This is a genomic window from Mesonia oceanica, assembly GCF_902499555.1.
GTDB classification, from domain to species: Bacteria; Bacteroidota; Bacteroidia; order Flavobacteriales; family Flavobacteriaceae; genus Mesonia; species Mesonia oceanica.
In genome coordinates this window covers 101,034-121,216 of sequence record NZ_CABVMM010000013.1, presented here as the reverse complement: position 1 = coordinate 121,216, position 20,183 = coordinate 101,034, and the positions used below count along the sequence as shown (strand labels likewise).

Sequence of the window (20,183 nt, the reverse complement as noted above, 5' to 3'; positions counted from 1 at the left end):
GACCAATAATAAAATTTAAAAATCATGAGAAGATTTGTATTTACAACATTTGCCGCATTATTGATTAGTTTTTCATTTCAAGCTCAAGAAAGTGAAAAAGTTCAAGATAATCCTTGGCAATTTAGGTTGAGAGGAGTAGTTGTTTCACCAGACGAAAGTGCTTCGATAGAAGCGATAGGTGGGGATGCAGATATTTCTACTACGGTTATTCCTGAATTGGACATAACCTATTTTTTTACTGAAAATTGGTCACTGGAACTTATTCTTGGGACTACCAAACACGATGTTGAAGCAATTAATACTGCTGTAGGTAATATTGATTTAGGAAGTGTTTGGTTATTGCCTCCTACCCTTACTTTTCAATATCACTACACTTCATTAGGTGATTTTAAACCTTATGTAGGAGCTGGTTTAAACTATACTATTTTTTATAGTGTAGATGAAGGACCTGTTGCAGATGATTTAGACTATGATAATAGTTTTGGCTTTGCCGGACAATTGGGTATAGACTATATGATTAGTGATAAATGGTTTATTAACCTGGATGTGAAAAAACTATTCTTACAAACCGATGTTACGGTAAATGCTACTTCTGCTTTAGGTGCTACAGTAGGAGCAGATGTAGATATTAATCCTTGGCTTTTTGGATTAGGTGTTGGTGTTAAGCTGTAATAGGTGTTATTTTTATTTAGAAAGCCAAAAAAGCTGCCTTAAAAAATTGTCGGTTCAAAATACTAATCGATAAATATTCAATATTCTTTAGGGCAGCTTTACTGTGTTTATAATTACTTTCTGCCAAAATCAGCAGGGATTTCTCCCCATTCTTTCGTGTTCCATTTTAAAATAGAATTAGAATAGGTATTGTTGTGTAACCAGATTTCTGCCCTTTTAATAAGTTGAAATAATTCTGCATTTTTAGCATTAGGCTGAAGTTTAGTATTGCATTTTTTCTTCTTTACCCAACCCATTGCAATTTTTGAATCTGTATAAATAGGGAGATGACTGTTTTTTTTCTGAAGAAAAGCCAAGGCGTGAACAATAGCTAAAAACTCACCTATATTATTTGTTCCCTGCGGAAAAGGCCCCTGTTTAAATAATTCTTTATTGGTTTTGGTGTAAACGCCCCGATATTCCATTTTTCCAGGATTCCCACTAGAAGCGGCGTCTACATTTAAAGAATTAAAATTAACTTCTTGAGCTCTTTTCTCTAATTGATATAGCGGAACAGAGTTCTGGTGATTCTCTTTGTATTCAAAAAAAGAAACGCTAAAGGCTTTTTTTGCTTCTTCTATGCTTTTAAAAGATTTGTATTGCGCTCCCTTATATCCAGCTACTGCTTTTTTACACTCTTCCCAAGAATTGAAAATTCCTGTTTTGTTTCCCTTCCAAACTACATAAAACTTTTTCTTGGCCATTAAGATTCTTTAAAAAGGATTTGGTCAATTACTTTTGGGAAGTGCTTTTTTTCCAATTGCTGAATTTTTTCCCGTAAAGTTTTTACAGAATCGCTAGGGTGTACATCTACTTTAAACTGCGCAATGGTTTTTCCTTCATCATAGTTTTCATTCACCCAATGTATGGTAATCCCAGATTCTTTTTCTTCGTTTTCTAAAACGGCTTCATGCACGTAATTGCCATACATTCCTTTTCCTCCATATTTAGGAAGGAGTGCAGGATGGATATTAATTATTTTTCCTTCAAATTCATTTAGGATGTTTTCGGGCATCATCCATAAAAAACCTGCCAAAACGATTAGGTCAGGTTGTGCATCTTTTAACAAATGAAGCACTTCATTAGAGTTGTAAAGTGCAATTCTATCAAAATAAAGCGAGCTAATTTCATGTTCGTGAGCCATTTTTAACACATTTGCCCGAATATTATTAGACATGACATGAGCAATTTTAACATCATTTCTATCTTTAAAATGATAGATAATGTTCTTAGCGTTAGAACCTTGTCCAGAGGCGAAAATCACAATTTTTTTGGCTGAATTTGAAGAATCCATAGTAGGAATTATGTAAATTTTAGAAATAATTAAAATATAAAAATAGTTACTTCCTTTAAATTTGTATAAATTAGGGGCACATTTTTTAAACTAAAACTTGTTTTAAACTAAAGTTTTTTATTTTTGCCACTTATTTAAATTTAAAAAAATAAAATTATGTCAGACATTGCATCAAGAGTAAAAGCAATAATCGTTGATAAATTAGGAGTTGACGAGAACGAAGTTGTTAACGACGCAAGCTTCACTAACGATTTAGGAGCGGATTCTTTAGATACCGTTGAGTTAATCATGGAATTCGAAAAAGAGTTTGATATCCAAATTCCAGACGACCAAGCAGAAAATATTGCAACTGTTGGTCAAGCCATTTCTTACATCGAGGACGCAAAAAAATAAGAAAACCCACTTATGGAGTTAAAGCGAGTAGTAGTTACAGGTTTAGGAGCCTTAACACCAATTGGTAACAATATTGAAGAATATTGGGAAGCATTGGTTAATGGAAAAAGCGGAAGTGCTCCTATTACCTATTTTGATACAGAAAAATTTAAAACCAAGTTCGCTTGCGAAATCAAAAATTTCAACTTCAATGAATATTTTGATCGTAAAGAAATCCGAAGGTTAGACAAATTTGCCCAATATGCGATGGTAGCTTCCGATGAAGCCATTACAGATTCCGGAATAGATCTGGAAAATGTAGATAAATATCGCGTGGGTGTAATTTGGGGAGCCGGGATTGGCGGTCTTGAAACATTTCAAGAAGAAGTTAAAAATTTCGCAAATGGAGACGGTTCACCTCGTTTTAACCCATTTTTTATTCCTAAAATGATAGCAGATATTGCCCCGGGTAATATTTCTATCAAACATGGCTTTATGGGTCCAAACTACACAACTGTTTCCGCTTGTGCTTCTTCTGCTAATGCTATTATCGACGCACTCAACTATATAAGAATGGGATATAGTGATGTGATTGTAACCGGTGGTAGTGAAGCAGCCGTAACTCAAGCAGGAATGGGTGGTTTTAACGCCATGCATGCGCTTTCTACTAGAAACGACGATCCACAAAAAGCTTCCCGACCTTTCGATGCTAATCGTGATGGCTTTGTATTGGGAGAAGGAGCTGGTTCGTTAATTTTGGAAGAGTATGAGCATGCCAAAGCACGTGGAGCAAAAATTTATGGTGAAGTATTAGGAGGAGGTCTTTCTTCAGATGCTTATCATATGACGGCACCACATCCCGATGGACTAGGAGTCGTTGCGGTAATGAAAAATTGTTTGCGTAATGCAGGGTTAAACCCTGAAGACGTAGATGCCATTAATACGCACGGTACTTCAACACCATTAGGTGATGTTGCAGAACTTAAAGCTATAGGGAAAGTATTTGGGGATCACGCACCATCTATAAATATTAATTCTACTAAATCTATGACGGGTCATTTACTGGGTGCTGCCGGAGCTATTGAGGCAATTGCTTCAATTTTGGCAATGAAACACAGTTTGATACCGCCAACGATTAACCATGAAACAGTAGATGAAAATATCGACCCGAAACTAAATTTAACTTTAAATAAAGCGCAAAAAAGAGAAGTAAATGTGGCGATGAGCAATACCTTTGGTTTTGGTGGTCACAACGCTTGTGTTTTATTTAAAAAGATAAACGAATAAGCGTTTAATGAACGTTATTCGTAACATATTGAATTCCCGTTCTGGTAAGAACGGGAATTTTTTTGATGCTATACAAAATATCATTGGCTTTAAGCCTAAAAGTATTACCAATTACAAAAGAGCTTTTGTTCATCGCTCCCTAAATAAAAAAGATTCCTTGGGGAACGATTTGAATTACGAACGCTTAGAGTTTTTAGGTGATGCGATGCTTAGTGCCATTATTGCTGCCTATCTTTTTAATGAAGTTCCTGAAGGAGATGAAGGTTACCTTACCAAAATGAGGTCTAAGGTAGTAAGTAGAAAACATTTAAATGAACTAGGGAATGATTTAAATCTCATCCAGTTTATAGAAACCAATATTCCAAAAGACCATTTTGGGCAAAACATTCACGGGAATTTATTTGAAGCTTTAATAGGAGCTATTTACTTAGATAGAGGCTATAAATTCTGTGAAAAATTTATTTATGAGCGGGTCATACATCCGTATGTAGATATAGAGCAACTGGAAGGCAAAGTTATTAGTTACAAAAGCCTTTTAATTGAGTGGTGCCAGAAGCAAAAACATAAATTCAATTATGAAGTTTATGAAGATACAGGTAAAAATGAAGTAAAGCATTTTGCTGTAAAGCTGTGGATAGATGGTAAAGTAATAGCAAAAGCAAGGGCAACCTCCAAGAAGAAAGCAGAAGAAAAAGCGTCTAAAAGAGCTTATTATGCTTTTCAAAATAAAATTAATACAAAACAGTAGGGGTTTCAGCTTTAAATTTGAAGATTATTTAACTTTGTACCCGTGTAAAACTTGTTATCTTGTTATAATTTTATAGATTGAATAATATGGCGGTAAATAAGTTGTGGTTGGACGATTTAGTGGAAGAAGAATTTGCCCTTATTGCCATACATTGTTCAGCAGAAGTTTATAGAGTTGTTTATAACCTAAACAAAATTCTTGGGATAAGCTTACAGCGGCAACCCACAGATGTAGATTATAGCTATCCGGAGGGATTAGCATTTTATGAACTCTATAATTATTATAGTGAAGTAGAAGGTTGTGATTATTACTTGGTTTCTAATAAATTTAAAATCAAAACCAACCATTTACAAAGCCAAGGGTTTTTGTTTGAAGACGAAACTAAAAAAACGGTCAACCTACTTCCCGATTTTAAAAATGTGGACTGCTTTTTAAAAATTGAAGATAATACCGGAGTGGTAAACATAAAAAAACTACTACTGGAAATAAATAAAATAAATCAGATTGTAACAGCTTACGAAGTTGAGCTTAATCAACTAAAAACTATAGAAAACTTAATATTTAGCTAATGCATAAATCTAAGAATACAAAAATTGTAGCCACGTTAGGCCCCGCAACAAGTTCTAAAAAGACTTTAAAAGCGATGCTTGAAAACGGAGTAAACATATTTAGAATTAATTTTTCCCACGCCAATTATGAAGATGTAGAAGAGCGTATAAAAATGATTAGGGAATTAAACGAGCAATATGGCTTTAATGCCGGTATTTTAGGAGATTTACAAGGTCCTAAACTTCGTGTAGGCGTAATGAAGGAAGAAGTGGTGGTAAACAAAGGCGATATTATCACTTTTGCTACCGGAAAGGAATTTCAAGGAACCGCCGAGCGCGTTTATATGAATTACGATACTTTTCCTAAAGATGTAAAAGCCAAAGAGAGAATTTTATTGGACGATGGTAAACTTATCTTTGAAGTAGTTAAAACGAACGGAAAAGATGAGGTAGAAGCCAAAGTAATTCAAGGAGGGCCTTTGCGTTCCAGAAAAGGAGTAAACCTACCTAATACCAATATTTCTTTACCTGCCTTGACAGAAAAGGATATAAAAGATGCAGAATTTGCTATAAAGAAGCAAGTAGACTGGATGGCACTATCCTTTGTACGCCATGCAAAAGACATTAAAAAGCTTCAGGATTTAATCAATAAGCACGGAGATCATAAAATTCCAATTGTTGCAAAAATTGAAAAGCCTGAAGGCGTAAAAAATATTGACGAAATTGTTCAGGCTTGTGATGGTTTAATGGTTGCCCGTGGAGATTTAGGAGTTGAAGTTCCTGCTCACGAAGTACCATTAATTCAAAAAGAATTAGTGTTAAAAGCTAAAAAAGCTCGTATTCCGGTAATTATCGCTACCCAAATGATGGAAACGATGATTAGCAGCCTTACGCCAACTAGAGCAGAAGTAAACGACGTAGCGAACTCTGTAATGGATGGAGCCGATGCCGTAATGTTAAGTGGAGAAACCTCTGTAGGTAAATATCCGGTAGATGTAATTAAGAAAATGACGCAAATTATCCAAAGCGTTGAACATTCTAAATTAATTACCGTACCTCATGATCCACCACATATAAAAACCAAAAGGTACATTACTAAATCGGTATGTTATCATGCAGCTTTAATGGCTAATGAAATAGACGCAAAAGCAATTTGTACCTTAACCAATAGTGGATATACAGCTTTTCAGATTTCAGCTTGGCGTCCAGATGCACAAATTTTAGCATTTACTTCTAATAAACGAATCTTAACGCAACTAAGTCTTCTTTGGGGGGTGAATGCATATTATTACGATAAGTTCGTTAGTACCGATGATACGGTAGAAGATGTAAACCAAATTGCTAAAGATAAAAAAGTAGTTAAAAAAGGAGATTTTGTAGTGAACCTTGCCGCAATGCCAATTGGTAACAAAGGTATGGTAAACACCTTACGTGTTTCAGAAATCGAATAATACGAGTTTATATATAACTTGGGTGTTGCGGGTTGCTTGAAAAAGCAACCCGCCGTGCTTTTTGGTGCGCTTTTTTAAATCATCGCCTACATAAATTTAAGAAGAGCTCAAACAAATCCTTTAAATGTGAAATATTTACAGGCTCAAAAAAAATCGAGAGTAATCAATAAAGTATTTGATAATGAAAAAATGCTTTAAATTTATAATAAACATGAAATAAAGATGAAAAAGAAAATAATGATTATCTATTTGACTCAAATTTTATTGATAAGCGGAATATACTTCATTTTTAATTTCCTTTTATTTGGCTATAATTTTAAGATCTCAATTCTTCAATCGGTGCTTTTTGCTATTTTTTATTTTGTAGGCTTGCCTTATGCTTATAAGCTTGTTTTGTATTTGAAAAAATCAAAACCTTATCAATTGGGAGATGGAGAAGAAATTTTTGTAGATGAAGAAGTAAGAATGTTGAATATTAGTTTTATTCAAAAAGTAAATTTGAAGATTACCGGTCAAAATTTAATTTGGACTTATTACAACCAAAGTAAAGTTTATGACTTACAAAACCTGAATGATATAAAGGTAAAAGAGCAATCTATAATATTCTATTTTCAGCATCAAAAAGTAAATTTTATTACAGAAAAAGCACAGTATATTTTAGATGTTTTGGAAACTGAGCGTCAAAACTCAAACCTTAACTGTACGTAAACTTCTTCTTTTTCTTCCGGTTTGTCTTTTTTATCGGTGTTAAGGTTAGAAAGGGAAATTCCTAATAACCTAACTGAATCTTTCATTCGTTCTTGATATAAAAGCTCCTTAGCGACTTCTAAAATCAATTCTTTAGTAGAAATAAAATAAGAAATAGTTTTGCTTCGTGTTTGTATGGTAAAATCGCTGTACTTTATTTTTAAGGTAACCGTTTTTCCGGCAACCTTACTTTTTGCCAGTCGGCGTTCAATCTCTTCTGCGATGTGTTCCAGGCGTTCCAACATGTAAATTTCAGAAGTGATATTTTCAGAAAACGTACGTTCTGCCCCTAGGGATTTACGAATGCGATTAGGTTTTACTTCACTTAAATGAATCCCTCGAACCACCTTATAATAATAAGGGCCGCTTTTCCCGAATTTCTCCGCTAAAAATTCTTCCGATTTGGTTTTTAAATCTTTTCCGGTGAATATTCCCAATTGATACATTTTTTCAGCAGTCACTTTTCCCACGCCGTGAAATTTCCGAATTTCCAGTTGCTCTAAAAACTCCTCTACCTCTTCAGGGTTTACCGTTTTCTGTCCGTTGGGTTTGTTGTAATCACTAGCAATTTTTGCAATAAACTTATTGATAGAAATTCCTGCGGAAGCATTCAATCCCGTTTTTTCTTTGATCTTCTCTCGTATTTCTTTGGCAATTAATGTGGCACTAGGGTTTCCTTTTTTGTTTTCAGTAACATCTAAATAAGCTTCATCTAACGATAAAGGTTCTACCAAATCGGTATATTCAAGAAAAATACTTCGAATGTGTTGTGAAATTTCCCGATAGCGATCAAAATTAGATTTTACAAAAATAAGGTGCGGACAAAGTTTTTTGGCCATCGCACCGCTCATCGCACTTTTCACTCCAAATTTTCGGGCTTCATAGCTAGCAGCACTTACTACGCCACGCTTAGAGCCGCCACCTACCGCAATAGCTTTTCCTCGTAATTCAGGATTGTCCAATTGTTCTACAGAAGCGTAAAACGCATCCATATCAATATGTATAATTTTGCGCTGTTTATTCACAATGCAAAGTTAATCAATCTTCATATTTGAACCTTATTTTATAACTTACCCTTATGAAAACAAAAACTGCAATTATTCTTGGTGCGACCGGATTAACCGGAAGTTTGTTACTTCAGCAATTGCTAAAAGATGAAAGCTTCCATAAAATCATTCTTTTTTCAAGGAGCAGCGTCAATAACCAGCATCCTAAAATTAAAGAATACCTAATCGATTTATTTCAGCTTGAAAAATACGAAGAGCAGTTTCAAGCAGATGTAGTGTTTTGCTGTGTAGGGACTACGCAAAAGAAAAGTCCAGACAATGAAACTTATCGAAAAGTAGATTTTGGTATTCCTGTAGCAGCTGCGAAATTAGCGAAGCAGAATAATATCCCGAAAATGATTGTTATTTCAGCGCTTGGCGCCGATAAGAACAGTCGTTTCTTTTATAATAAAACCAAAGGTGAAATGGAAGAAGAAGTGTTGGGCCAAAAACTTTCAGAGGCTTATATTTTGCGTCCTTCGTTAATTGACGGTAATCGGGAAGAAAATAGACCTTTTGAATTTGCTTGGAAACAAGTCATGAAAGCCGCTAATTTTTTAATGGTGGGGCCTTTAAAAAAATACCGCTCTATCAAAGCTGAAACCATTGCAAAATGTATGCATATTTTGACTAAAATTAGCTATTCCAAGACAATTATTGAGTCAGAAGAAATAAAGCATATAGTAGTAGAACATTAGCCGCTGAAGAGCATACGAATTAAGGGTTTGTTAATTTTTTTGTATCTTACAGAAAATCAAACTTTTAATGTATAGAAGAAAAATTACATTTTATTTATTCATTGGTGTTCTAATTTTTTCTTTCAGTTGTAAGAAAGAAGTAGTGACTTCAGAAGAAAAATCTGCGTTGATTTCTGAAAATGTTGAGTTAGCAAGAGATCTCTCACAAATCAAAGAAGATGGTAAGCTAACGGTCATCACCATTTATAATTCCACTAGCTATTTTTTATATCGAGGGAAACCCATGGGTTTTGAATATGAACTGGTCAAAAAATTGGCTGAGCATTTAAAACTCGAATTGGATATTAAAGTTGCCAATGATATCGACCATTTGTTTGATATGCTGAATCGTGGTGATGGGGATTTGGTGGCATTTGGACTTTCGGTGACGGAAGACCGAAAAAAACAAGTAGCCTTTACTGATTATCATTATTTAACGCATCAAGTATTGGTGCAAAGGCGTCCTGATAATTGGCGAAGGTTACCGATGTACAAAATAAAAAAGCAACTGATTAATGATCCAATCGATATGATTGGAAAGAAAGTGTATGTAAGAAAAAATTCTTCCTATTACGAGCGATTAAAGAATTTAGAAAAAGAAATAGGAGGGAAGATTGATATTCAATTTGTTTCCGGAGATAAAACGACAGAAGATATCATAAAAATGGTGGTCGAAGATAAAATTGATTACACCATTTCAGATTACAACATTGCTGCGATTAATAAGACGTACAACCCTATTTTAGATATTGATACCGAAATAAGTTTTTCTCAACGAATTGCTTGGGCGGTTAGAAAAAACTCTCCAGAATTATTGGTAGAAATCAACTCTTGGTTGAAAAATATTAAGAAAAAAGATTTTTACTATGTGGTGTACAACAAGTATTTTAAAAATAAGAAGTCTTATCGCAGAAGGATTAAAAGTGATTTTTATAGCAAAAATCAAGGAAAAATAAGTCCGTACGACGATTTAATTAAAAATAACGTAGAAAGGTTAGGTTGGGATTGGCGATTGTTAAGTTCTCAGATTTATCAAGAATCTCGGTTTGAACCCAATGATAATTCGTGGGCTGGAGCTGTTGGATTGATGCAGTTAATGCCCGGAACAGCTAAGGATTTAGGAGTAAAGAATATGAACGATCCTTCTCAAAATTTAAATGCAGGAACGCGGTATTTAAAACAGTTACATGAAAAATTCTTTAAGGTTGAAGATAGCATACAGCGAATTAAATTTACTTTGGCAGCATATAATTGCGGACTAGGTCATGTAAGAGATGCTCAACGGTTAACCAAGGCTTTTGGTGAAGACCCTTTTGTTTGGGATGATAATGTAGAAGATTATTTACTGAAGTTGAGTTCTCGGGAATTTTTTAATCGACCAGAGATAAAATACGGCTTTGTAAGAGGACGTGAACCTTATTTATATGTAAAAGAAATTTTCCTCCGGTATGAACATTATAAAAAATTAATTCCTTTAAAAACTCCAGATACCTCTTCTCAAGTAGTATCCAATTAACTAGAATTTAACATGTCTTTTACTTATTGAAATAAATAATTCTATATTTTTGTATCGTGAACGATTTAATCGTAAAAGATAAAAAATAGTTAAGTTATGAAAACACAATATCAAACAACAGTTTCTGCCACAGGAGGAAGAAACGGACATGTAAAAAGCGAAGATGGATTTGTAGATTTTGACATTTTATTGCCAAAAGAACTAGGAGGAAAAGGCGGAGCCACAAATCCTGAACAATTATTTGCAGCAGGTTATGCAGCTTGTTTCGATAGCGCTTTAAATTTAGTCATCGGTAAAGCTAAGGTGAAACCAGAAAAAGAAACAACCGTAGTTGCAACGGTCGGTATTGGCCCAAATGATGAAGGAGGCTTTCAATTAGCGGTAAAACTTAGCGTTGAAATTCCTGGAGTAGAGAAGGAGAAAGCGCAAGAATTGGTAGAACAAGCTCATCAAATTTGTCCTTATTCTAACGCTACTCGCGGAAATATAGAAGTTGAGTTAGAAGTGGTATAATTCATTTTTAAAAAATAAAATTCCCTTTTTGCTTAGCTGTAGAAAGGGAATTTTTTTATTACTTTCAATTCTGAAGAAATTAATTTTCAAAATCGCTGAAAGATGAGTGAAAAATATGAAGCTTTAAAACTGGATAATCAACTTTGTTTTCCGTTGTATACAGCTTCGCGGTTAGTGATTCAACGTTACCAACCAATGTTAAAGGATTTAGACATTACCTATCCGCAGTATTTGGTATTAATGGTGCTTTGGGAAAAAGACGAAGTGAATTTAAGCACGATTGCTGAAAAACTTCAATTACAATCCAACACCTTAACACCACTTTTAAAAAGACTTCAGCAACGTGGTTTTTTAGAGCGTAAACGTTCTGAAACCGATGAACGTAATATAGTAATTACGTTAACCGAAAAAGGAAAAAAACTTAAAGATCAGGCGTGTGATGTCCCGGGGCTATTGGCTGAACAAATTCCATTATCCATGGAAGAAGCGAAAGAATTGTATCGATTATTATATAAAATGATTGGTGAAATGAGCGAAAAGTAATTCTGGTTGAATTACTATTTTTGGCACAAAATCTCCTCCTATTTTTAATTTCTTAACTTTTTTCTTCAGCAGAAAAATTTATCTAATCTTCAGATTTTCTGGTTTTAATAGTAAAACTGGGTGCTTCATAATTATTATCTAAATAATCTTTTGGAATCGTCGTCATATTTCCATCCCGTTGAGCACGGTAATGTGGAGATAAAATTTCAATATCCATTTCATTACAGCAGTCTTGAATGTTTTGATGTAAATCTGAATAGATAAGCGCTTGTTTGTTGGCGTGTTTCGTATAAGCGTTTAATTGGTATGAAACATAAAAATCATCTAAACTGGTTTGTAACACAAAAGGTTTCGGCTGTTTTTCAATAAGATTGGTGCGCAAAGCAGCTTCAATTAAAGCTTCGTAAACCGTTTTGTACGGTATATCATACCCCAAGGTTACTGTAGTATTGATAATTAAACCTTCCCCCTTTTCTTTGGTGAAGGTAGAATAATTCACGGTATTTCCACTTAACACCGCTGAGTTCGGAATTGTAATTTCTTCGTTTTTAATAGTTTTCAACCGGGTAACCAATAATGTTTTTTCAATCACATTTCCTGTGGTATTGCCAATATTAATTCGGTCACCAATTTTAAAAGGTCGCATATAGGTAATAACCAATCCGGCTACCATGTTTGCAATGGCTGAAGAAGAACCGAGCGAAAGTAAAACTCCAAGAAATACCGAAACACCTTTAAAAATACTAGAATCTGAACCGGGCAATAATGGGAAAATTAGCACGAACATAAAAGCATACAGCAAAAACCGAATAATAGTAAAAGTGGGCATGGCCCAATCGGGATGAAACCCGGAAACTTGTAATTTTTCATCTTCAATTTCAGAAAAAATATACTTTACAGCTCTCACAAAATAGCGCATCACAAAAATGATCACTGCAATTTTAATCAAGTTGGGGAAGTAGCTCCAAATGGCAGTAAATACCTGTCCGAATGATGAAAAAATTAAACCGAAAAGATAATTAGACCAACCTTGGGTAAACTCAAACACGCTGAAAATAAGCGGAAAGAAAATATATACCACTAGCAGAATTAAAAACCATTTTAAGATTTTAACTATAACTAAAATGACATTGAGTTCCTGTTCAGGAGTGATGAACGTGTAATTATTATATGTCAGGCTTTTTAACCATTTATCCTTTTTGCGTTCGATTAATAGGATAGTTTTTTTGTTTAAAAATCCAATTAGTCTAAGTGCCAACCATAATCCTAAAAGAATTAAAATGACAAAACCGACTTTTAAAAATATGTTTTTGGGGATGTATTTACTTTCAGAAATATCGAGATTAGCAGAAATTATATCCGTATAAAAATGGGCTAATTCCTTTTTCGATTTTTGAGTTTCAAGCGTATCTAAATCCGTAATATTAAGTAGGGTTTGATTACCATATACGATTTCTAGGTTTTCCTTATCGGTTAAAATGTTGAGGGAATCTTTTGAAAAGCTATTGGCATCGATTTTTTTAATCCTTTCAGAAATAATTTTAGCTCGTTCTGCTGCCGATAAGTCCCCAGATTTATGATAGATAGAAAACAATTCCTCACCCGCCTTTCCAATTACAGGAAAGCCTCCCTGTTTCACGATAGAATCTTGACTAACAGATGGAAAAACTATAGCATAAGAGAAATTTATAACACTTAAAAAAAGAAGCAAAATAAATCGCTTAAAAAACATAGCGCTAAGTTTTAAGCCATATAAATGTGGCTAATTATGAAGTTAAAAATAAATAAATTATTCATTTATTAAGATTGAAAAAAATTAAAATGAAATATTTTACTTTTGAAAGAAAAGCAACATGGTAGAAATAGAACGAAAGTTTTTGGTGAAAAATGAAGAATTTAAAAAAGAAGCATATCAATCATTTCACATCAAGCAAGGCTATTTAAACGCTCATCCAGAAAGAACCACGCGTGTAAGAATTAAAGGAAACAAAGCTTTTATTACTGTAAAAGGAAAATCTTCTGAGAATGGTTTGTCCCGTTTCGAATGGGAAAAGGAAATAGAGGTAGAAGATGCAGAAGCTTTATTGAAATTATGCGAGCCCGGAAAAATTGAAAAAACTCGCTATTTGATAAAATCGGGAAAACATACTTTTGAAGTAGATGAATTTTATGGTGATAATGAAGGATTAATTATTGCTGAAGTAGAAATGAATTCTGAAAATGAAAAGGTTGAACTTCCCCATTGGTTAGCTACTGAAGTTACCGGAGAACGGAAGTATTATAATTCAGCTTTAACACAACAACCCTATACCACTTGGAAATCATAAAAGCTAGAAGTTTAGATAAAAGGAATCGCCTTGCAAAAATAAATTCTACAAGGCGATTCTAACTAACCAAAAATTACAAACTATAAATCTTTATTTCCATCCTCCACCTACAGCTTGGTAAAGGTTGACGATAGAATTTAACTGGTTGTATTTTGCTGTAATTAAATCAAGTTGAGAGTTAAGTGCGTTTTGTCTAGCCGTTAAAACTTCAAGATAATTGGCTAAGCCATTATTTAATAATTCTTGAGAATAATCTGTAGCAATATCATAAGCATCAAATTCTTTTTGTTTTACTTCAATCTTATCAGTAGCAGCTTCATAGTTATATAAAGCATCGGCTACCTCTTTGGTTGCCGTTAAAAAAGCTTGCCTAAATTGAAGTCTCGCTTGCTCTTGTTGCGCTTGAGAAGCTTCATACTGCGTTTTTATTTGTCTTCTTTGAAAAATAGGTTGCGTGATTCCTCCTATAATCGTGGCAAATAAAGAATTTGTATCCAAAAGTTCTCCCAAATCCAATGATTGTAAACCTCCCGTAGCTGTTAACGTAAGGGATGGGTAAAAATTAGCTCTTGCCACATTTGTCATTTCAAAGGCGTTTACTAAACCATATTCTGCCTGAATTACATCTGGCCTGTTTCTTAACAATTGAGCAGGAACACCGGTTTTTAATTCTGTATCTATATTTTGTTGAGCAAGAGAAGTTCGGTTAATATCTTCCGGTTCTTTGCCTAATAAAATAGACATAGTATTTTCCAATAACCTTATTTGATTGTTGGTGTCAATAAGTATGGCTTGTGCCGTATACAATTGAGCTTCGGTTTGCTTTACACCAACTTCCGTAATGTTCCCGGCTTCTTTTAAAGCTTTATTGGTCTCTAAACTCTTCTTTCTGGTTTCTATAGTTTGCTCGGTTATTCTTCGTTGTTCATCTAACGAAAGCAATTGATAGTAGGTAGAAGCAATATTAGCAATTAGGGTGGTTTTTACCGCTTGATGTGCTGCAACACTTTGCAAATAGGAAGCTTCATAAGCTCTTTTTTGGCTTCTAATTTTTCCCCAGATATCAGCTTCCCAAGACAGGTCTGCACTTAGTTCATATTGATTTAATGAAGAGAAAAAATTTCCAAACTGGCTATTAGATGAAAGTTCTTGATGAGTGTAGGTGGGGTTTATCGTTACAGAGGGGAAATAACCCGCCTTACCTTGTTTCAGGTAAGCTTCAGCAGATACTATTTGCTGAAGCGCTACCCGAATATCAATATTGTTTTGAAGACCTTCTTCGATGTAGTCTTGCAAAACAGGATCTGTAAACATATCTCTCCAAGAAACATCTGCCATAGTAAGGCTATCTTGAGGAATATTGTCGGTTCTAAAATTTTCTTCATTTACAATTTCCGGTTGTTCATAGTCTTTCGCTACAAAACAAGATTGTAAGCTTAAAAAAACAAGTGGAAGTATTGCAAATTTATATTTATATATAATGTTCATAGCAATTTTTATTCTTCGTTATTAGCGGTTACGGCTTCTGGTTTTTTCCCTATTTTTTCTTGTAGCCATTGAAATAGAATAAATAAAATAGGGATAACAAACACTCCTAATATAGTACCTATTAAAAGGCCTCCAACAGCTCCTGTACCAATAGAACGGTTACCTTCTGCACCTACACCGTTTGCTAAAACTAATGGCATAAGTCCCAAAATAAACGCAAATGAGGTCATTAAAATAGGCCGTAGACGGGCTTTGGCTCCATTAATCGCAGACTCTACGATAGATTCTCCACTTCTTCTTCGTTGGATAGCGAATTCTACAATTAAAATCGCATTTTTAGCAAGTAAGCCTACTAACATAATTAAGGCAATCTGAAAATAAATATTATTTTCTAACCCCATCATTTTAGTAGAAAAGTATGCGCCAAAAATACCCAGCGGTAATGAAAAGATTACAGAGAATGGCAGTAAGTAACTTTCGTATTGTGCAGAAAGTAAAAAGTAAACAAACACAACACACAACATAAAAATAAGAATGGTTTGGCTACCAGAACTTACCTCTTCTCTGGTAAGACCAGAATAAGCCGTAGTGTAATTTGTACCTAAGCTTTCTGCTTCTTTTTGGACAATAGCAATACCATCACCAGAACTATATCCTGGGTTCATTGCGACCGTTAATTTTGTAGAGTTAAATAAATTAAAACGAGTTACAGATTGTGGTCCATATACTCTTTTTAAACTCACATACTCGGTTAATGGTGCCATAGAACCACTATTGGTTCTTACAAACATTTTATTTAAATCTTGTTGATCTGCCCGGTCTTGTGGGTAAGCTTGAATATAAACCCGATACTGTTTTCCAAATCTTGAAAAATCTGCGGCATAAATACCCCCTACATAACCTTGTAAGGTAGAGAAAATATCACCTACATTGACTCCAGTTTGCTTAGCCAATGGCATATTGATATCCATTTGATATTGTGGATATTTTGTGTTGAAAGAGGACTGTGCATATTGTATCTCTGGGTGAGCCATTAACTTGCCTATAAATTCTTTGTTTGCCGCATCTAGCTCTTCAAAACTACCACTTGAACGGTCTAATAAATTAACTTCAACACCAGAAGATGCCCCAAAACCAGGAATACTTGGTGGAGAGAAGAAAATGATATTAGCTTCAGGAATGGTTGATGCAACACCAAATAATTGTCCGGTAATCGCTTCTACAGATAGGTCATCAGAATCTCTTTCTTCCCAGTTATCAAGTTTAATAAAGCCTAAGGCGTAATTACTACCTTGACCATTTAATAAACTAAACCCATCTACCATGTTAAGTCCCTGTACACCGGGTAAATCTTTAACTTTATTGTATAATAATGAAGTTACTTGGTGGGTTTTGTCTAAAGAAGAACCTGCTGGTAATTCAATATTCGCAAAGACAATACCTCTATCTTCATTAGGAACAAAACCAGTAGGAGTAGTGCTAGCTGTCCACCAAATACCTACACCCGATAAAATTAAAATAACGGCTGTAATCCATTTGTTTTTGTATAGAAAATGTAATGATTGCCCATATCGCGTAATTGTCGCATTAAAACCACGGTTAAAAGCTGCATAAAAACGCTGTAAAAAGTTTTTCTTTTTATCTTCATCGTGAGGCTTTAAAAATAAAGCACAAAGCGCGGGACTTAATGTTAAAGCATTTACTGCTGAAATTGCGATCGCTACAATAAGAGTAATCCCAAACTGTTCATAAAACACCCCAGTAGGTCCCTGTACAAAGGTTACGGGAATAAATACAGCAGCCATCACTAATGTAATAGAAATAATAGCTCCTGATATTTCACTCATAGCTCCTATGGTTGCTTTTTTAGCATCCTTTTCTCCTTCATCTAACTTGGCATGGACAGCTTCTACGACAACAATAGCATCATCTACTACAATACCAATGGCGAGTACTAGTGCAAATAGCGTAAGTAGGTTGATGGAGTAACCAAACAAACTTAAAAAGAAGAAAGTACCAATAATAGATACCGGTACTGCTATTGCCGGGATTAATGTTGATCTAAAATCTTGTAAGAAAATAAATACAACAATAAATACGAGAACAAAGGCTTCAATCAAAGTGTGAACTACTTTGTCTATCGAAGCTTCTAGAAATTCATTGGTGTCGTAAGGAATAAATACTTCGATTCCTTCCGGAAAATCTTTCTTTAATTCGCTTAATCGAGATTTAATGTTCTCGATAATTTCTTGTGCATTAGAGCCTTTAGTTTGGTAAACCGCCATACTCACACTAGGGTTTCCTAATGTGTTTGAACTTACTTGGTATGATTGTGCATCTAACTGAATATCTGCGACATCTTTTAAACGTAAGAATTTACCATTTCCTAAGGCTTTGATAATAATGTCTTTATACTGGCCTTCTTCTTTATAACGTCCAGGATACTTTATGGTATAGGAGAATGTCTCTCCGTTATTTTGCCCTAGCGTACCGGCAGCGGCTTCTAAACTTTGCTCATTTAAAGCACCAATTACATCAGAAGGCACTAAGTTATAAGCGGCAAGTTTATCAGGCTTTAACCAAATACGCATGGCATAATCTTGACGCGAAAATACATTCACATCACCAACACCAGAAACCCTTTTAAATTCTGGTACCACATTAATGTTGAGGTAGTTGTTTAAGAAGGTTGCATCATAATCGGGATTGGTGCTGTAAAATGACAAGAACATTAATGCACTGGTCTGTTGTTTTTGAGTGGTCACCCCGGCCTGAGTTACCTCTTGTGGTAAAAGCGGGGAGGCTAAAGCTACTCGGTTTTGCACGTTTACCGCATCGATATCGGGATTGGTATTTTGTTCAAAATAAACCGTGATTTCTGCCGTACCATTGTTGGTCGCTGTTGAAGTAATGTAAGTCATACCTTCAACACCGTTAATTTGTTCTTCAATGGGTATAATTACACTCTCTAAAACCGTTTCGGCACTTGCTCCTGTATAGTTTGCTGAAACTTTTACAGTTGGCGGAGCAATATCTGGGTATTGCTCAATAGGCAATGTGGTTAACCCAAGCACCCCTAGAATTACGATAATAATAGAGATTACTGTAGAAAGTACAGGCCTTTCTATAAATGTTTTTAACATAATTTTCTATCTAAATAATTATTGAAATAATTGTTTAACCGGTTTTGCAACGCTATCAAACGCTACTTCTTGTGGCTCAATTTTAGTATTAGGTCGTAACTTCGATACTCCTTTAGCTACAATTTTATCCCCTTTTTTTAATCCTGATTCTACCACGTATAAATTACCTACCGCAGCTTTAGTAACTACTTTTGTACTGGTAACTTTATTTTCTTCTCCAACTTTGTAAGCAATGATATTACCTTGTTGTTCAAAAGTTGAGTTTTGAGGAATAACTACGGCATTTTCATAAGTCTGAGGTATTTTAATAACCCCACTATTTCCGTTAGTTAATAATTGATTGGGGTTTTCAAAAACAGCTCTAAAGCTTACCGTACCTGTATTCTGATTAATTTGCCCGGTAACCGTTTGAATTTTTCCTTTTTCTGCATAGGTCTCTCCATTGGCCAATTGTAGTAAAACAGGAGGGAAGTTATTTACTTTATCTTGAAGTGTTTTTCCTTCGGTATTTTGAATAAAATCTATATAATCACTTTCATTCATCGAGAAGAAAGCATAAACTTTTTGAATATCTGATACTGTCGTAAGGGGAGTAGCATCTGTAGGACTAATCAAGGAACCTTGTCTGTAATTAATTGATCCCACAAAACCATCTACCGGACTTTTTACCGTACCATAATCAATATTTGCTGCGATACTTTGATAGCTGCTCTTAGCTTGCTGAAGTTTTGCTTTAGCAGTCTCTAATTGAACGTTGCTGATAATTTCTTTTTCAACAAGAGGTTTTAATTTATCTACTTCTACTTGAGCTGCATTTACATTAGCTTTAGCAGCGGCAGCATCTTGATTTAGACTTTGAGTTTCAAGCTTAAATAAGGCTTGACCTTTTTTTACCTTTTCACCTTCATCAACTAATACTTCTTGAATGTATCCTTGTACCTTAGCGCGCACCTGACTGTTTACAACACCTTCTATACTTGTTGGGTAAGAATTATAACCTGTAACAGTTTCTGTGGGGACAGTAATTACAGGAAAAGGTTTTGCTTGTTGTGCTTGGGCTTGTTGCTGTGAGTTCTTATCTTCATTACCACAAGATACAAGAAGCAGAACACCTGCTAATAAACTTATATTGACTAATAATTTTCTCATTTTATACGTAGGTTATATTTATTGGGTTTTAAGTTTTGACATTTTTTCTATGGTACTTTTCATATTTTCTTGCTGTTTGGTTAAGTAAGCTTTGTAAAGAACTGAGATGCCTCCGTGTTCTTTAAATTTATGCTGATTGTATAATGAATTGAATTCTGTAATCTTACTGGTTAAAATAATTTCTTTCTTAATTTTTTCTAAATCTTCTTTTAAGGTGTTGATTAAGTAGCTTTTACTTGCTCGAAAATATCTTTTACGGTCACCAGATTTGGTAAAATATTCTACCTTCTTTAATTGGAGGAGAAGATTGAGTTGTGTTGAAACAGAACTTTTGCTAGCACTTGTCATTTCTAATATTTCATCAAACGTATGTCCGTCATAGGGCGATAATATCATAATAGCATATATTCTCGCAGCTAAAGGAGCCATTTGGCTTACCTTTTCAAAATGCAGCCCAACTTCTTCTATTAATTTTTTTTTCTCTTCAGAACAACATACCATACTAAGGAGTTTTTAGAATTTTGTTTGCAAAGATATGGTTAGTTCGGAATTAACCGAACTAA

At 34.5% G+C, this 20,183-nt stretch carries 20 protein-coding genes; 12 read left to right on the top strand and 8 right to left on the bottom strand.

What is annotated here, in order from left to right; translation table 11 throughout:
• Window positions 1-24: 24 nt before the first annotated feature.
• On the top strand, window positions 25-672 hold the full coding sequence (locus FVB9532_RS15735) for an OmpW/AlkL family protein (protein ID WP_150546140.1): 648 nt from the start codon (window positions 25-27) through the stop codon (window positions 670-672).
• A 113-nt stretch (window positions 673-785) separates the two neighbouring features.
• Here the strand turns inward: FVB9532_RS15735 and FVB9532_RS15730 are convergent, their stop codons facing one another.
• Window positions 786-1,415 carry a ribonuclease H1 domain-containing protein gene (locus FVB9532_RS15730; protein WP_150546139.1) on the bottom strand — a complete coding sequence of 210 codons (630 nt, stop codon included), beginning with the start codon at window positions 1,413-1,415 and terminating at the stop codon, window positions 786-788.
• On the bottom strand, window positions 1,415-2,005 hold the full coding sequence (gene purN, locus FVB9532_RS15725) for a phosphoribosylglycinamide formyltransferase (RefSeq protein ID WP_150546138.1): 591 nt from the start codon (window positions 2,003-2,005) through the stop codon (window positions 1,415-1,417). Before purN ends, FVB9532_RS15730 begins: the two co-directional genes overlap by 1 nt.
• Window positions 2,006-2,161: 156 nt before the next feature.
• Between purN and FVB9532_RS15720 the strand changes: the two genes are divergently transcribed.
• From FVB9532_RS15720 to FVB9532_RS15695, 6 genes are all read left to right on the top strand, one after another.
• Complete coding sequence (locus tag FVB9532_RS15720) at window positions 2,162-2,398, top strand: acyl carrier protein (protein WP_150315387.1); 237 nt, start codon at window positions 2,162-2,164, stop codon at window positions 2,396-2,398.
• Window positions 2,399-2,410: 12 nt separating this feature from the next.
• Window positions 2,411-3,664, top strand: a complete 1,254-nt coding sequence (fabF, locus tag FVB9532_RS15715) for a beta-ketoacyl-ACP synthase II (RefSeq protein WP_150546137.1) — start codon at window positions 2,411-2,413, stop codon at window positions 3,662-3,664.
• 7 nt (window positions 3,665-3,671) lie between these two features.
• Window positions 3,672-4,412: a ribonuclease III gene (gene rnc, locus FVB9532_RS15710; RefSeq protein WP_150546136.1), complete on the top strand. Its 741-nt coding sequence runs from the start codon at window positions 3,672-3,674 to the stop codon at window positions 4,410-4,412.
• 86 nt (window positions 4,413-4,498) lie between these two features.
• Window positions 4,499-4,981: an IPExxxVDY family protein gene (locus FVB9532_RS15705; protein WP_150546135.1), complete on the top strand. Its 483-nt coding sequence runs from the start codon at window positions 4,499-4,501 to the stop codon at window positions 4,979-4,981.
• Entirely contained in the window at window positions 4,981-6,411 is a 1,431-nt protein-coding gene (pyk, locus tag FVB9532_RS15700) for a pyruvate kinase (protein ID WP_150546134.1), read from the top strand. The genes FVB9532_RS15705 and pyk overlap by 1 nt, the downstream gene beginning before the upstream one ends.
• A gap of 222 nt (window positions 6,412-6,633) precedes the next feature.
• Window positions 6,634-7,119 carry a hypothetical protein gene (locus FVB9532_RS15695; RefSeq protein WP_150546133.1) on the top strand — a complete coding sequence of 162 codons (486 nt, stop codon included), beginning with the start codon at window positions 6,634-6,636 and terminating at the stop codon, window positions 7,117-7,119.
• On the opposite strand, the gene dinB is transcribed toward FVB9532_RS15695, so the two are convergent.
• The gene (gene dinB / locus FVB9532_RS15690) at window positions 7,092-8,183 is read right to left on the bottom strand and encodes a DNA polymerase IV (RefSeq protein WP_150546132.1); all 1,092 of its coding nucleotides are present in this window, start codon (window positions 8,181-8,183) and stop codon (window positions 7,092-7,094) included. The two genes, FVB9532_RS15695 and dinB, sit on opposite strands and share 28 nt — an antisense overlap.
• 53 nt (window positions 8,184-8,236) lie before the next feature.
• Here dinB and FVB9532_RS15685 point away from each other — a divergent pair, with 53 nt between their 5' ends.
• The 4 genes from FVB9532_RS15685 to FVB9532_RS15670 all read left to right on the top strand — a co-directional run bounded on the left by FVB9532_RS15685 (window position 8,237) and on the right by FVB9532_RS15670 (window position 11,513).
• Complete coding sequence (locus FVB9532_RS15685) at window positions 8,237-8,902, top strand: NAD(P)H-binding protein (RefSeq protein ID WP_150546131.1); 666 nt, start codon at window positions 8,237-8,239, stop codon at window positions 8,900-8,902.
• Window positions 8,903-8,969: 67 nt separating this feature from the next.
• Window positions 8,970-10,457 carry an MltF family protein gene (locus FVB9532_RS15680; RefSeq protein WP_150546130.1) on the top strand — a complete coding sequence of 496 codons (1,488 nt, stop codon included), beginning with the start codon at window positions 8,970-8,972 and terminating at the stop codon, window positions 10,455-10,457.
• Between the two features lie 96 nt (window positions 10,458-10,553).
• Complete coding sequence (locus tag FVB9532_RS15675; RefSeq protein WP_150546129.1) at window positions 10,554-10,970, top strand: organic hydroperoxide resistance protein; 417 nt, start codon at window positions 10,554-10,556, stop codon at window positions 10,968-10,970.
• Window positions 10,971-11,072: 102 nt separating this feature from the next.
• Entirely contained in the window at window positions 11,073-11,513 is a 441-nt protein-coding gene (locus tag FVB9532_RS15670) for a MarR family winged helix-turn-helix transcriptional regulator (protein WP_150546128.1), read from the top strand.
• An 82-nt stretch (window positions 11,514-11,595) separates the two neighbouring features.
• Here the strand turns inward: FVB9532_RS15670 and FVB9532_RS15665 are convergent, their stop codons facing one another.
• On the bottom strand, window positions 11,596-13,245 hold the full coding sequence (locus FVB9532_RS15665; RefSeq protein ID WP_150546127.1) for a mechanosensitive ion channel family protein: 1,650 nt from the start codon (window positions 13,243-13,245) through the stop codon (window positions 11,596-11,598).
• A gap of 121 nt (window positions 13,246-13,366) precedes the next feature.
• Here FVB9532_RS15665 and FVB9532_RS15660 point away from each other — a divergent pair, with 121 nt between their 5' ends.
• Window positions 13,367-13,840, top strand: a complete 474-nt coding sequence (locus tag FVB9532_RS15660) for a CYTH domain-containing protein (protein ID WP_150546126.1) — start codon at window positions 13,367-13,369, stop codon at window positions 13,838-13,840.
• 90 nt (window positions 13,841-13,930) lie between these two features.
• Here the strand turns inward: FVB9532_RS15660 and FVB9532_RS15655 are convergent, their stop codons facing one another.
• From FVB9532_RS15655 to FVB9532_RS15640, 4 genes are read right to left on the bottom strand one after another with little or no spacing between them, the layout of a single operon-like run.
• The gene (locus FVB9532_RS15655; RefSeq protein ID WP_150546125.1) at window positions 13,931-15,328 is read right to left on the bottom strand and encodes an efflux transporter outer membrane subunit; all 1,398 of its coding nucleotides are present in this window, start codon (window positions 15,326-15,328) and stop codon (window positions 13,931-13,933) included.
• Window positions 15,329-15,336: 8 nt separating this feature from the next.
• On the bottom strand, window positions 15,337-18,471 hold the full coding sequence (locus tag FVB9532_RS15650) for an efflux RND transporter permease subunit (protein ID WP_150546124.1): 3,135 nt from the start codon (window positions 18,469-18,471) through the stop codon (window positions 15,337-15,339).
• Window positions 18,472-18,489: 18 nt separating this feature from the next.
• Window positions 18,490-19,620: an efflux RND transporter periplasmic adaptor subunit gene (locus tag FVB9532_RS15645; RefSeq protein WP_150546123.1), complete on the bottom strand. Its 1,131-nt coding sequence runs from the start codon at window positions 19,618-19,620 to the stop codon at window positions 18,490-18,492.
• Between the two features lie 18 nt (window positions 19,621-19,638).
• Window positions 19,639-20,121: a GbsR/MarR family transcriptional regulator gene (locus FVB9532_RS15640; protein WP_150546122.1), complete on the bottom strand. Its 483-nt coding sequence runs from the start codon at window positions 20,119-20,121 to the stop codon at window positions 19,639-19,641.
• Between the last annotated feature and the right edge of the window lie 62 nt (window positions 20,122-20,183).